Source organism: Corynebacterium sp. USCH3, from assembly GCF_037619475.1.
Classification (GTDB): domain Bacteria; phylum Actinomycetota; class Actinomycetes; order Mycobacteriales; family Mycobacteriaceae; genus Corynebacterium.
Window position 1 is genome coordinate 71,782 of sequence record NZ_JAQPZT010000003.1, and the last position, 13,247, is coordinate 85,028.

The 13,247-nt window shown below is 69.2% G+C and carries 13 protein-coding genes; 6 read left to right on the top strand and 7 right to left on the bottom strand.

The genetic code is table 11. The features are described from left to right. The first annotated feature begins 16 nt into the window (after nt 1-16). Together PQI66_RS06485 and rfbA are read left to right on the top strand one after the other, a co-directional pair. The gene (locus PQI66_RS06485; protein ID WP_339996903.1) at nt 17-691 is read left to right on the top strand and encodes a dTDP-4-dehydrorhamnose 3,5-epimerase family protein; all 675 of its coding nucleotides are present in this window, start codon (nt 17-19) and stop codon (nt 689-691) included. Then, nucleotides 691-1,566, top strand: a complete 876-nt coding sequence (gene rfbA, locus PQI66_RS06490; RefSeq protein ID WP_339996904.1) for a glucose-1-phosphate thymidylyltransferase RfbA — start codon at nt 691-693, stop codon at nt 1,564-1,566. The genes PQI66_RS06485 and rfbA overlap by 1 nt, the downstream gene beginning before the upstream one ends. Before the next feature lie 7 nt (nt 1,567-1,573). On the opposite strand, the gene PQI66_RS06495 is transcribed toward rfbA, so the two are convergent. Next, the gene (locus PQI66_RS06495; protein ID WP_339996905.1) at nt 1,574-2,023 is read right to left on the bottom strand and encodes a hypothetical protein; all 450 of its coding nucleotides are present in this window, start codon (nt 2,021-2,023) and stop codon (nt 1,574-1,576) included. Between the two features lie 191 nt (nt 2,024-2,214). Here PQI66_RS06495 and PQI66_RS06500 point away from each other — a divergent pair, with 191 nt between their 5' ends. Then, nucleotides 2,215-2,562: a DUF4229 domain-containing protein gene (locus PQI66_RS06500; protein WP_339996907.1), complete on the top strand. Its 348-nt coding sequence runs from the start codon at nt 2,215-2,217 to the stop codon at nt 2,560-2,562. Between the two features lie 18 nt (nt 2,563-2,580). Here the strand turns inward: PQI66_RS06500 and PQI66_RS06505 are convergent, their stop codons facing one another. The 6 genes from PQI66_RS06505 to PQI66_RS06530 form a co-directional block, all read right to left on the bottom strand. Then, a complete protein-coding gene (locus PQI66_RS06505; RefSeq protein WP_339996908.1) occupies nt 2,581-3,462 on the bottom strand; it encodes a 1,4-dihydroxy-2-naphthoate polyprenyltransferase in 882 nt (293 codons plus the stop codon). Between the two features lie 44 nt (nt 3,463-3,506). Then, entirely contained in the window at nt 3,507-4,709 is a 1,203-nt protein-coding gene (locus tag PQI66_RS06510) for an AMP-binding protein (RefSeq protein ID WP_339996910.1), read from the bottom strand. A 30-nt stretch (nt 4,710-4,739) separates the two neighbouring features. Beyond that, nucleotides 4,740-5,186 (bottom strand): hypothetical protein, encoded by a 447-nt coding sequence (locus PQI66_RS06515; RefSeq protein ID WP_339996911.1) that lies wholly within the window; start codon nt 5,184-5,186, stop codon nt 4,740-4,742. 143 nt (nt 5,187-5,329) lie between these two features. Then, a complete protein-coding gene (locus PQI66_RS06520) occupies nt 5,330-5,635 on the bottom strand; it encodes a hypothetical protein (RefSeq protein WP_339996912.1) in 306 nt (101 codons plus the stop codon). 2 nt (nt 5,636-5,637) lie between these two features. Beyond that, nucleotides 5,638-7,062, bottom strand: coding sequence for an inorganic phosphate transporter (locus PQI66_RS06525; RefSeq protein ID WP_339996914.1), 1,425 nt, complete (start codon nt 7,060-7,062; stop codon nt 5,638-5,640). Between the two features lie 311 nt (nt 7,063-7,373). Then, complete coding sequence (locus PQI66_RS06530; protein WP_339996915.1) at nt 7,374-8,318, bottom strand: 1,4-dihydroxy-2-naphthoyl-CoA synthase; 945 nt, start codon at nt 8,316-8,318, stop codon at nt 7,374-7,376. Between the two features lie 22 nt (nt 8,319-8,340). Between PQI66_RS06530 and PQI66_RS06535 the strand changes: the two genes are divergently transcribed. From PQI66_RS06535 to PQI66_RS06545, 3 genes are all read left to right on the top strand, one after another. Next, nucleotides 8,341-9,390, top strand: coding sequence for an o-succinylbenzoate synthase (locus PQI66_RS06535; protein WP_339996916.1), 1,050 nt, complete (start codon nt 8,341-8,343; stop codon nt 9,388-9,390). A gap of 92 nt (nt 9,391-9,482) precedes the next feature. Continuing rightward, complete coding sequence (locus PQI66_RS06540) at nt 9,483-11,804, top strand: excinuclease ABC subunit UvrA (RefSeq protein ID WP_339996917.1); 2,322 nt, start codon at nt 9,483-9,485, stop codon at nt 11,802-11,804. A gap of 287 nt (nt 11,805-12,091) precedes the next feature. After that, entirely contained in the window at nt 12,092-13,222 is a 1,131-nt protein-coding gene (locus tag PQI66_RS06545) for a hypothetical protein (RefSeq protein ID WP_339996919.1), read from the top strand. The last annotated feature ends 25 nt before the right edge of the window (nt 13,223-13,247 follow it).

Here is a 13,247-nt window from a genome sequence, read left to right on the forward strand (position 1 = left end):
CGTTAGTGTGGTGGGCATGACTGAGATCACCGACCTCGAGATCCCCGGCGCCTGGGTGGCGGACCCCCGTATCTTCGGCGACGACCGCGGCACCTTCCACGAGTGGTTCCGTGCGGACCTCGTCGCCGAGAAGCTCGGCTACCCCTTCGACATCCCGCAGGCGAACCTGTCGACCTCGCGGGACGGCGTGATCCGGGGCGTGCACTTCGCCGACGTCCCACCCGGACAGGCGAAGTACGTGACCTGCGTGGCGGGACGCATCATCGACGTCCTGGTCGACCTGCGTCGTGGTTCACCGACCTTCATGTCGCACGTCGCCGTGGAGCTCTCCGCCGACAACCGACGCGGACTCTACGTCCCGATCGGCGTCGGGCACGCCTTCGGTGTACCGGCCGGAACCGGGGAGGCCACCGTCAGCTACCTCGTCTCCGAAGGCTATGACCCGGCTGCCGAGCACGCCGTCAACCCCCTGGACCCCGCCCTCGGGATCGACTGGGCGGCCCACGGTGTCACCGACGACAACGGGGAAGTCGTCCTGTCCGACAAGGACCGTGGAGCCCCCACCGTCGCCGAGGCGGAGCGCGACGGGCTGGTCCTGCCCGCCTGGAACGAATGCCGTGGCTGGGAGAAGGAGCTGCGGCTGGCGTGGCAGCAGGCGCAGCAGGACGCCGAGAACTGGGAGGGTGAGTGATGCGTGGCATCATCCTGGCCGGCGGCACCGGGTCCAGGCTGCGTCCCATCACCCTCGGAGTCTCCAAGCAGCTGGTCCCGGTGTACGACAAGCCGATGATCTACTACCCGCTGAGCACCCTGATGCTCGCCGGGATCCGCGAGATCCTCGTCATCACCACGCCGGAGGACAACGACCAGTTCCGGCGACTGCTCGGTGACGGATCGCAGTTCGGCGTGAGCATCGAGTACGCCGTGCAGGACGCCCCCAACGGGCTGGCCGAGGCCTTCATCCTCGGTGCGGACTTCATCGGTGACGAACCGGTCGCCCTGGTGCTCGGCGACAACATCTTCTACGGTGCCGGGCTCGGTTCCCAGCTGCGCCGTTTCCACGACGTGCGGGGCGGGGCGATCTTCGCCTACTGGGTCGCTGACCCGTCGGCCTACGGCGTGGTGGACTTCGACGGGGAGGGCAGGGCGACGTCGTTGGAGGAGAAACCGGACGACCCGCGTTCGCACTTCGCGGTCCCCGGTCTGTACTTCTTCGCACCGGACGTGGTGGAGGTCGCCCGGTCACTCGAGCCGTCGGCGCGCGGGGAACTGGAGATCACCGACGTCAACCGCGTCTACCTGGACCGCGGGGACCTCCAAGTCGAGATCCTGCCCCGGGGCACCGCCTGGCTGGACACCGGCACCGTCGACAACCTGATGGCGGCCGGCGACTTCGTGCGCACCATCGAGGAACGTCAGGGGCTGAAGATCGGCTGTCCCGAAGAGGTCGCCTGGCGGATGGGCTATCTGACGGACGGTGATCTCGCCGAGCGGGCGGACTCCCACGGGGCGTCCGCCTACGCCGGCTACCTGCGCACGCTGCTGCGCCGCGGCAAAGCGGTGTGAGCAGCGCTCAGGCGCCGCCTTCGCCGTCCTTCTTCTTGTCCTGCTTCTTCTCCGGGCCGGGTCTGCCGCCGTTGCCCGGTTTCTTCTCCTGGTCGGAGGGGGAGTCGGGGGAGGAGGACGGCCCGGCGTCCGTCGTCCCGGAGGAGGAACCGCCGCTGGCGGCCTGCGCGTCGTCCGGCTTCCAGTGCTCCCCGCGCCGGGCACGCTCCACCGCCTCCTGTTCCCGGCGCTCAGCCTCACGCTGGGCCTTGAACCGCTCCTTCTTGATGTTCCACAGGAAGTCGGGGTCGTCGTCGGGGCCCTTGGTGGTGGACTGCCGGGGCTTCTGACGGCCCAGGGAGGGGAACTGCGTGTTCTGGGAGCCGCGAGACGTGGTGTTCCACGTCTTCGGCCCGAACGCCTTCCACAGCACGATGACCGTGACGATCACGAGCACAACGATCACTAGACGTCCCATTGTTGTCGACCTCCTGTCGGCGTAGGGGTGGTCGGTGTCGGACCGACGTGTCTTCCCCCATGCTAACCACCGCACGGCCCTGCGTCGATCACCGGGTGTGAATCACGTTCATCACTGAGGAGGATCACAGTTTCCCCGCACTCCGGCGGGGCTTTTGGGGCCGTGCCGTGACGGGTCGTAAGGTGGGCGTCGTGGACGAGAACAGCACCAGGTCAGACAATGCAGACGGCTCCAACCTGACGCCGGGGCGCCTTCCCGCGGGAGCATGGCGCGACATCCTGCTGTACGGGCTCGCCCGCCTGCTGGTGTTCGTGGTGTTGACCGTGATCATCCAGTCCGTCGCGATCCTGCTGGGGATGGGGCAGTCGTTCCCGCTGCTGATGAGTGCCCTGCTCGCGTTGATTGTCGCGCTGCCGCTGTCGATGCTCCTGTTCAAGAACCTGCGGCTGCGGGTCAATGAACAGATCGCGGTCCGCGACGCCGGGCGTCGGGCGCACAAGGAACAGATGCGGGCGCAGCTCGAGGAACGCCTGGACTGACCGCCCGGTCGACGGCACCTACGCCAGCAGCATCGCGATGAACATCGCCGCCGACCACACCAGCATCCCCCGGCCGGTCAGACCCAGCACCGGGATGAGCTCCGTACCCTCGGCCCCCTTGACCACGGGCAGCGAGGCCACGAACAACAGCGGCACCGCGGCCAGGGCGATCAGTGCAGCAATGCCGGCGGCGGACACCGCCACGGTGACGACCACCGACACCAGGACCAACGCGACATAGAGCGCACGGGTGGGGCGGTCTCCGAGGATGACCGCGAGGGTCGTCTTCCCGGCCTCCCTGTCGGTGGGGATGTCGCGCAGGTTGTTCACCAGGTTCACCGAGGCGGACAGGCTGCCGACGCCCACGGCCAGCAGCAGCCCGACCCAGCTGACCGTGCCGGACTGGGTGAACTCGGTACCGGTCACCGCGACAAGGCCGAAGAACACGAAGACGGCGACCTCGCCCAGGCCGCGGTAGCCGTAGGGGTTCTTCCCCCCGGTGTAGAACCAGGCGCCCAGGATGCAGAGGGCTCCGATGAGGATCAGCCACCAGGCGGACAGCAGGGACAGGACGACCCCCGCCACCCCGGCGACGCCGAAGCTCAGGAACGCCGCGTACTTCACCCGCTCCGGTGCGACCAGCCCGGAGCCGGTGAGCCGCAGCGGCCCGGTCCGGTCGTCGTCGGTTCCGCGGATGCCGTCGGAGTAGTCGTTGGCGTAGTTGACCCCGATGATCAGGGCCATCGACACCACCACGGCGAGCAGTGCCCGGATCCAGGAGGCCTGGCCGTCGTACACGGCGGCCGCGGTGCCGGCGAGGACCGGGGCCACGGCGTTGGCCCAGGTGTGGGGCCGCGCACCGGTCAGCCAGTCGCGGGGGGTGGCGGTGTTCTCGGACAAGAGTTCTCCTGACGGTGTGCCTGGGGGTCGTCCCTCGGTACTGTTCAGTGCCCCAGCCTAGTCCGCAGTTCGGCGCGGGCGGCCCGGCGGTCGACCTTGCCGGGGCCGGTGGTCGGTAGCTGCCGGACGCTGACGGTGCGCCGGGGGATCAGGTGCGCAGGGATGCCGGCGTCCTTCATCTCCGCCCGGATCGCCTCGGTGTGTTCGCCGGGGTCGGCGTCGGTGACCTCCACGAGAGCGACGACGATCTCACCCCAGTCCGGGTCGGGGAGTCCGACGACGCAGGCCGGGTAACCGAGTGCGCCGAGCGCGGCCTCGACGTCCTCGGGGAGGATCTTCAGGCCACCGCTGTTGACCGCACCGTCCGCACGGCCCCGCACGGTCAGGACTCCGTCGGTGACGGTCCCCAGATCCCCGGTGCGGAAGGTACCCGCGACGGGGAAGGCGTCCTCCTCGACGGTGCCGCTGACGTTGCAGTAGCCCTCGGCCACCGTCGGTCCGGACAACAGGATCCGCCCGGTGTCCTCGTCGACGGACACGGCTGTTCCGGGCAACGCCCGGCCGTCGTAGACCATGCCGCCGGCGGTCTCCGAGGAGCCGTACGTCAGGACGATCGGGATACCGTGACCCCGGGCCTCGTCGGCAAGTCCGGCACTCGTCGCGGCCCCGCCGACGAGGACGGCGGCGTAGTCGCGCAGGGCGTCACGAGCATCCTCGTCGGCGATGAGCCGCTGCAGCTGCGTCGGTACCAGTGACGTATGCAGGTCCTGTGCCGGGTATGCGGCACGCAACGCCGCGGTGGCCCGGGTGAACGACCGGGCGGTGAAGTGGCCGGCGGGCAGGACGGTGGGGGAGTAGCCGGCGTGCAGGCTGCGCAGGATCACCTGAATCCCGGCGATGTGGTGCGGGGGGAGCGCCAGCAACCAGGGGCCCGGCGACGTCCCGGACCGGCGGGCCAGGTAGCTCGCCGTCGCCTCGGCGGACGCGGCGAGGTTCGATGCCCGCAGGCGGGCGCCTTTCGGACGTCCGGTGGACCCGGAGGTGCAGGCGATGAGCGTGCCGGGAGCCTCGTCGGTGGGTCCGCCCGTGTCGGTGCCGTCCGGCGACATCGCCGTGAGCAGCTCGTCAGCCTGGTCGGGGGCCGCCGGGAGGACGGCTCGACGCCCGGCGAGCACGTCCTCGAGCACGGGGACGGCGGCGGTGACGCTGCGGGGATCGAGGTCGAGGGGGAGAACGTCAAGCTTCACCCCCGTCACGCTACGCCGTGCCGGTGGTGATCAGGCCAGCAGCCCGAAGGAGGCCACGGCGGTGCAGGCTGCGGCCGACTCCGCCGCAGACGGCCGACGCCCCTGGAGTGCCCGGAAAGCCGTACGTACGTCCTGGGGCGTGGCCGGTGTGCGCCCCTCGTCGATGAGGAGGGCGAGGACATCGGGTGTGTGCTCGGCAGCGCCGTCAGTACCGACGATGCCGAGGCACGCGGGTGAGAACACCCGGGTGGCGGAGTCGGTGTGTTCGGGCCGGACGGTGCGGGGCAGTGTCATCGTGTCCCGGGCCGGTTGGGTCCGCCGCGACCCGGCTGTTCCCCTCGCTTCCCGCTCGGGGCAGGTCCCGGGGAGGACGCCGAGAACAGTGCTGTCGGTGGCGGTGTGCACCCCGTCGCCGGGCCTGCGGTACCAGTCGAGGAGGCGGGCCAGCGGCCGGGTGACGGACATCGGGTACGGCATGGGACATCACTTCCTTACTTCCCTCAGGCGAGGCGACCGGACGATACATTGACAATGTCCACAGATGGTAGATCCAAACAATGGGTGACGTCAAGTATTGTCGTTGTTTCCGCTGCGTGACGGGGAAGTTCAGGAGTGGGGCGTCAGTGTCCGCCGGCCTGTCCGGCGGTGCCGAAGACGTCCCAGCCGAAGGCGGAGTAGATCCGGCCCTGGGTGATCCACAGCAGGCCCACGACGATCGACAGGGCGATGATGCCGAAGATGACGACGGCGGCGGTGCGACGCCAGGGGGCGGTCTGTGCGGCTGTGCCGGCTGAGCCGTCTGTACCGTCCGGGCTGCTCGTGCTCGGGACCCAGAGGCGGATGCCGACGCCGAACAGGATCGGCAGACCGGCGCCCAGCACGAGTCCGGCGATGGTGACCTGGAGCAGGGATTCGAGGATGGTCATGGTCAGTTCTCCCTCGTGGTGCTGGTGCCGGCCGCGTGGCCGGCGGAGGTGTCGAGCACGGAGGCGGGGTCGCCACGTCCGATGCCCGGGTCACTGCTGACGCTGCCGGTACTGCCGGCACCGCCGTCCGGTCCTGCGCCGGGGGTGGCACCGACACCAGCGCCGACGCCGGCACCGGCGAGGGCGTGGACGAAGGTGTCGCTCTCCTGCTTCGCGGGTGCGTCGGCGTCCTGCCCGGAACGGTCGCCCGCACCGGCCTCGGGCGCCAGGCCGTGCTCGTCCCAGTCCTCGTTGACGTTGTCGGCGTGCACCGGCTGCTTCCGTGCCTTGTACACGATAAGGCCGACACCGGCGACCAGGATCAGGAAGGAGAACAACGAACCGACGGCCATCGACGTCGCCTCGGCAACGAGGTTGGACAGCGTCCAGACCAGCCAGGAGACCGCCGCGGCCAGCGGCAGGGTGGTGATCCAGGCGATGCCCATGCGTCCGGCGACTCCCCAGCGCACCTTGGCGCCGGGCTTGCCCACGCCGGAGCCCAGGATCGAGCCGGTGGCCACGTGGGTGGTGGACAGTGCCATGCCCATGTGTGCGGAGGTCAGGATGATGGCGGCGGAGGACGTCTCGGCGGCCATGCCCTGCGGGGAGGTGATCTCGACCAGGCCCTTGCCCAGGGTGCGGATGACGCGCCAGCCGCCGGCGTAGGTGCCGGCCGCGATAGCGACGGCACAGCTCGCGGTGACCCAGAAGGGCATGTCCGCGGCGGCGTCGAGGTTCCCGCTGGCGACGAGCGCGAGGAAGATGACGCCCATCGTCTTCTGGGCGTCCGAGGTGCCGTGGGCCAGGGCCACGAGGGAGGCCGAACCGATCTGCCCGAGCCGGAAGAGGTTGTCTCGCTCGCCCTCACGGGTCCGCCGGGTGAGCTTGAAGACGCCGGCGGTGCCGACGGCGGCGACCAGACCTGCGATCACGGGCGCGGCCAGTGCCGGGACGATGATCTTCTGCAGGACGCCGTCCCACACCACACCGGAGACGCCGAGTGCGGCGATGGCGGCGCCGATGAGGCCACCGAACAGGGCGTGGGAGGAACTGGACGGAAGGCCGAAGAGCCAGGTGAACAGGTTCCACAGGATGCCGCCGATGAGTCCGGCGAAGACGACGAGGAGGAGTTTGTCGGCCTCCGCGACGACGCTGAGGTCGAAGTCCTCCAGGTTCACGATCCCGTTGGCCACGGTCTTGGCGACCTCCACCGAGAGGAATGCTCCGACGAGGTTCAGCAGGCCGGCCAGGGCGACCGCCGTCTTCGGCTTCAGGGCTTTGGTGGCGATGGAGGTGGCCATCGCGTTGGCGGTGTCGTGGAAGCCGTTGGTGAAGTCGAACGCCAGGGCGGTCCCGATCACGAGCAGAAGGATGAGAAGCTCAGTCACACCTAGAAATATCCCGCCTATCGGCGGAAACGTCTACTCTGCCGAAAATTACGGGGGTGAAAAACGGGGGTATATAGTGTTCACTTAAGTAGTGGTCTTTTCGGGGTAATCGCAGGTCACCGGCGATCGCGTGGTTGGCACCGACAACGGATCAGATAAACAGTGGGTGAATTCAAGGGAAATTCCGCAGGTGTGCTACAGGAGTGACCTGCGCGGGATGCGCGGGGGCGCGCTGATCGTTGACAGATCCCATGGTCACAGGTTCCCCCGCGGAAAAGTCACCGAGGATTCCCCAGATTCACAGCTTCCACTCAGTAATAGTAGGGGAACTCGTCCCAGCGGGGTGCCCGCTTCTCCAGGAACGAGTCGCGGCCCTCCACGGCCTCATCCGTCATGTACGCCAGGCGGGTGGCCTCACCCGCGAACACCTGCTGACCCATCAGGCCGTCGTCCGGGAGGTTGAAGGCGAACTTCAGCATCCGCTGGGCGGTGGGGGACTTCCCGTTGATCGCCCGCGCCCACTCGACGGCGGTCTCCTCGAGCTCGGCGTGGTCGGCGACCTCGTTGACCGCACCCATCTGCATCATGCGCTCGGCGGAGTACGACCGTCCCAGGAAGAAGATCTCCCGGGCGAACTTCTGTCCCACCTGCTTCGCCAGGTACGCGGAACCGTACCCGGCGTCGAAGGATCCGACGTCGGCGTCGGTCTGCTTGAACATCCCGTGCTCCCGGGAGGCGATCGTGAGGTCACACACGACGTGCAGGGAGTGTCCGCCGCCGGCCGCCCACCCGTTGACCACGGCGATGACGACCTTCGGCATCGTCCGGATCAACCGCTGCACCTCGAGAATGTGCAGGCGTCCGCCCTCTGCCTTCACCCGTGCCTCGTCGACCTTGTCGGCCGTCGCCGCGGTCACGTCGCCGTCGTGGTCGGTGGCGTACTGGTAGCCAGAGCGTCCCCGGATACGCTGGTCGCCGCCGGAGCAGAACGCCCAACCGCCGTCCTTCGGGCTGGGGCCGTTGCCGGTCAGCAGGACGGTGCCCACGTCCGGCGAGCGTCGGGCGTGGTCGAGCGCGCGGTAGAGCTCGTCGACCGTGTGCGGGCGGAAGGCGTTGCGCACCTCGGGACGGTCGAAGGCGATGCGCACGATCCCGTTCTCACGCCCCTCTCCCGCATGCCGGTGGTAGGTGATGTCGTCGAAGTCGAAGCCGGGGACCTCGCGCCACTGGGACGGGTCAAAAGGGTTCTCAGTCATGCCACCATCGTAGGGTGTGGGCATGGACACTCCCGCGCTTCCGGCACTATCCGAGCTCACCGACCGCGCCCGGGTCGTCACCTGTCCGCTGCGCGTGCCGTTCCGGGGGGTCACCGAACGCGAGCTGATGCTCGTCGAGGCCCCGTCGGGCTGGGTGGAGTGGGCTCCGTTCCTCGAGTACGGCGCCGAGGAGTCGTCCCGCTGGTTGCGCAGCGCCGTCGACCTGGGCTGGGGTCACACCCCCGAGCCGTCCCTGAGCTCGGTGGAGGTCAACGCGACCATCCCGGCGGTGGACGTCGCCGCCTCGCCCGGGGCCGTGGCGCGCCTGCTCGACCGCTACCCCGGCTGCACGACCGTCAAAGTCAAGGTCGCGGAGGCCGGACAGACCCTGGACGACGACCTGGCGCGGGTCCGGGCCGTGCGCGAGGCCCGTCCCGGCATCGCCGTCCGGGTCGACGCGAACGCCGGCTGGACGGTGGACGAGGCCTTCACCGCCGCCCAGGCGTTGACCGACCCGTCCCAGGGGGGCGGCCCGCTGGACTACATGGAACAACCGTGCGCGACGGTCGCCGAACTCGCCGAGCTGCGCCGGTGCCTTGGCTCCCGGGGAATGATGGTGCGGGTCGCCGCCGACGAACTGATCCGCAAGTCCACCGACCCCCTTGCCGTGGTCCAGGCCGGGGCCTGCGATGTCGCCGTGCTCAAGGCGGCACCGCTGGGCGGGGTGGCCCAGGTCAGGGCGATCGCCGAGGAGATCGGACGGTTCGGGGTCGCCGTCACCGTGTCCTCCGCCCTGGAATCCGCCGTAGGCATGTACGCCGGGCTGTTGGCCGCCGCCAGTCTGCCCGGCTACACCGACGACGAGGACATGGTCGTGGCACCGCAGGCGGCGGGCCTGGCCACCGGCTCGTTGTTCGCCGAGGACGTCTGCGCGCCACGGGAGATCGTGGACGGGCGACTCGCCGTGACCCGGCTCAGCCCGGATCCGGACCGGCTCGCGGCGCTGGCCTCGCCCGCCGGTCGTCGGGACTGGTGGTTCGACCGCCTCGCCGCGTCCTACGCGCACCTGTGAGGAGCGCGCACCTCCGCGAAAAGTCTGTCACCGTGCAGGTCTGAGGCCCCGGAACGCGCACGGTGACAGACTTTTCCGGTAAGAAAGGTCGGATGAGCGACAGCCACGACACGATCCATGTCCGGGGAGCCCGGGCGAACAACCTGAAGAACATCGACGTCGACATCCCCAAGAGGAAACTCACCGTGGTCACCGGTGTCTCCGGCTCGGGCAAGTCGTCCCTGGTCTTCGGGACAGTCGCCGCGGAGTCCCGCCGGCTCATCGACGAAACCTACAGTGCGTTCATCCAGGGCTTCATGCCCAGCCTGCCGCGCCCGGACGTCGACCTCCTCGAGAACCTCTCCCCGGCGATCATCATCGACCAGGAACGCATGGGGGCGAACTCGCGATCCACGGTCGGTACGGCGACCGACGCGTCCTCTCTCGTCCGTATCCTGTTCAGCAGGCTCTCTGAGCCGTACGTCGGCGCCTCCGGCCACTTCTCCTTCAACCTCCCCGAGGGATGGTGCCCCACCTGCGAGGGCACCGGGGTGGGTGCCACGATCGATGTGTCGACCTTCCTCGATGAGTCGAAGTCGCTGAACGAGGGCGCGATCGACGCGCCGGGATTCGGCGTGGGGGACTGGTACTGGTCGTCCTACGCCAACTGCGGACGCCTCGACCCGGACGTCCCGGTCCGTGACTACACACCCGAGCAGCGCGAGTTCTTCCTCTACGCGCCGTCGCAGAAGATCAAGGTCGCCAAGGAGGACAACAGCGGCTTCTCGACCCTGAGCTACGACGGGCTGGTCACCCGCATCCGACGGCTGTGGATCGACCGGGACACCCCGCCGAAGCAGAAGCAGATCGTGAACTTCGTGGAGCGGATCAGCACCACCGGCCCCTGCCCGGACTGCCACGGCACCCGGCTCAAGGAAGCGTCCCGCACCGCCTCGGTCGCCGGACGCACCATCGGCGAGTGGAACTCCACACAGATCACCGAGCTGCGGGGGCTCGTCCTCGCCCTGGACGCCGAGCCGTCCGTCGCGCCGGTGCGGGCCAACCTCCTCGGCATGCTCGACAACCTGGTCGACGTCGGCCTGGGGTACCTCAGTCTGGACCGCCCGGCGGGCACACTGTCCGGCGGTGAAGCGCAGCGGGTGAAGATGATCCGGCACCTCGGCTCGCCGCTGTCGGACGTGACGTACGTCTTCGACGAGCCGACGATCGGCCTGCACCCGCACGACATCGACCGGATGATCGGCCTGCTGCGCCGCATCCGGGACAAAGGCAACACGGTCCTCGTCGTCGAGCACAAGCCGGAGGTCATCGAGGCCGCGGACTATGTCGTCGACATCGGACCGGGATCCGGTGAAGCCGGTGGACAGGTGGTGTTCTCCGGGACCTACGACGAATTGCGCGGTGCGGACACCCTCACCGCCCGCTCGCTCGACCACGGTGTGGCGCTGCGCGACGCGGTGCGTGGACCGTCCGGCGTGATCTCCCTGGAGCACGTCAACGACAACAACCTGCAGGACGTCTCGGTCGACGTGCCGCTCGGCGTACTGACCGTGGTCACCGGTGTCGCCGGCTCCGGGAAGTCGTCCCTGGTCCACGGCGGTCTGACCGGGCACGACGGCGTGACCGTGGTCGACCAGTCCGGCATCCGGGGGTCCCGACGCTCCACCCCGGCGACCTACACCGGGGTACTCGACGACGTCCGTAAGCTCTTCGCGCGGGCGAACAAGGCCGCCGGCGCCACACCGGCACACTTCAGTCCGAACTCGGACGGGGCCTGCCCGGTCTGCAACGGCCTCGGGGTGGTGTACACCGACCTGGCGATCATGGCCGGGGTGTCGACCCCCTGCGAGGAATGTGGTGGGAGGCGATTCCGCCCCGAGGTCCTGGAGTTCACGCTGGCGGGACGCACCATCAGCGACGTGCTGGACATGACCGTGCGAATGGCCCGGGACTTCTTCGCTGACGACGTGTCGTCCAGCGCGGCGTCCCGCGGTGTCTCGGAGGTACTGGACAGGCTGATGCAGGTCGGCCTGGACTACCTGCGGCTCGGGCAGCCGCTGAACACCTTGTCCGGCGGCGAGCGCCAGCGCCTGAAGCTGGCGGCGAAGTTCGGGGACGGACTGAAGGGGACCGACGGGACGGCCGTGATCGTGCTCGACGAGCCGACCTCCGGTCTGCACCTGGCGGACACCGGCACCCTGGTGACGATGATGCAGTCCCTGGTGGACGACGGGTACAGCCTCGTCGTCATCGAGCACAACATGGCGGTGATGGCGGCGGCCGACCACATCATCGACGTCGGCCCCGGTGCCGGACACGAGGGAGGCCGCGTGGTCTTCTCCGGCGCGCCGGGGGACCTGGTGGCGTCCGGCACGGTGACCGGGCAGCATCTGGCCCGCGCCGTGGGGCGGTAGCTTCCGGAGCTGCCCCGCCGCGTCCTCGCCCCCATCATCGCCCCACCATCGCCCCCATCATCGTGGAAAAGTCTGTCGCCGTGCAGCCCTGGGTGCCTCACGCGTGCACGGAAACAGACTTTTCGGCGCGCGGGGGAACAGTGACCGGGTCCCCGGTGCGACGTTATCCACAGATTGCCCGTTGCCACCCCGGTACGGCCCCGGATGGTGTGAGATAGACCCCGGGGAGAGACCAACCAGGGGAGGGGTCGGCAGTGACAACACGAGGGACACGGGTAGCACAGGGGATGCAGGCATCACCGTGGATGCGCCACCTCATGCAGGCGGAACAGGAGGGGCGCATTCCGCCTGGTGCCGGCCCGCTGTACACACGCCGGGTCGTGCCGTCGCTGGTGCCCGTGGCACGGAAGGATCTTGTCGCCGCCGGAATGCGCAGGTCGAGCATCCTGTCGTTGTACACCCCGGTGACCAGGAGTCTGCTCCTGCCACGTCCGCTGGCGGACCTCCCGGAGAAGCACGGGATCGACGGGCTGGACCGGGTCTTCGCCACCGGACGCGGTGACGACCCGGGACTGTTCGTGCACGACATCGTCAGCCGCGCCCGGGCGCACGCGGCGGAGAACCCCGGTGCGATGATCGGCGGGTGGGCGGCACTGGGTATTCACGGGCTGCCGTACTGGGCGGACGCTGCTCCGGTGCTGCTGCATTCACGTCGCCTGTCCCCGTCGGGCCCGGGCAGGACAGCCTCTGCGTCGAGGACCCCGCGGCGCCCCGTCGTACGGGCGTGGCCGAAGGGTGTGGACCCGGTGTTTCCCGATCCGGTGGTACCGGGACTCGCGGTCGTGCCGGTGGAGGTCGCTGCGGCACAGTGCCTGGCTGCGGTGGTCGGTCAGCGGCACACCTGGTTCACCGCCGGTGTCAACGGGCTGAGCCTGGCAGGGATTCGCGCGGTGCAGCTCATCGACGCACTCCGCCAGTGCACCGTTCTCGGCATCGGGGAGCTGGTGGAGGGGTGCGCGCGCCGGGTTGACGCGGACACGGCACGGCGACTGACGGACATGTCCGATTCCGGCGCGCAGTCGCCTCAGGAGACGTTGCTGCGGTTGGTCGTGCGGGACCTGCTGCCGGACGGATACGCATGGATGTCGCAGGTCGAGGTGTCGTGGGGTCCCCGACGCAAGGACCGGACGGTCCTGGACCTGGCGTGCCCCGAGTTGAAGGTGGGGCTGTACTACGACGGCGGGAGCCATGCCGACCGTGCTCAGAGGACCACAGACTTCGTGCAGGTCCAGGAGCTCAGGGACATGGGGTGGGAGACGGTCCGGGCGGACTGGTCGTTGCTGCACGGTGACCGGGGGCGCTATCTGACGCAGGTGGGCAATGCGTTGACGCGAGCTGCGTCTCACCACGGACGCTGAGCCGGCGGCGGCGCGTCCCGTCCCG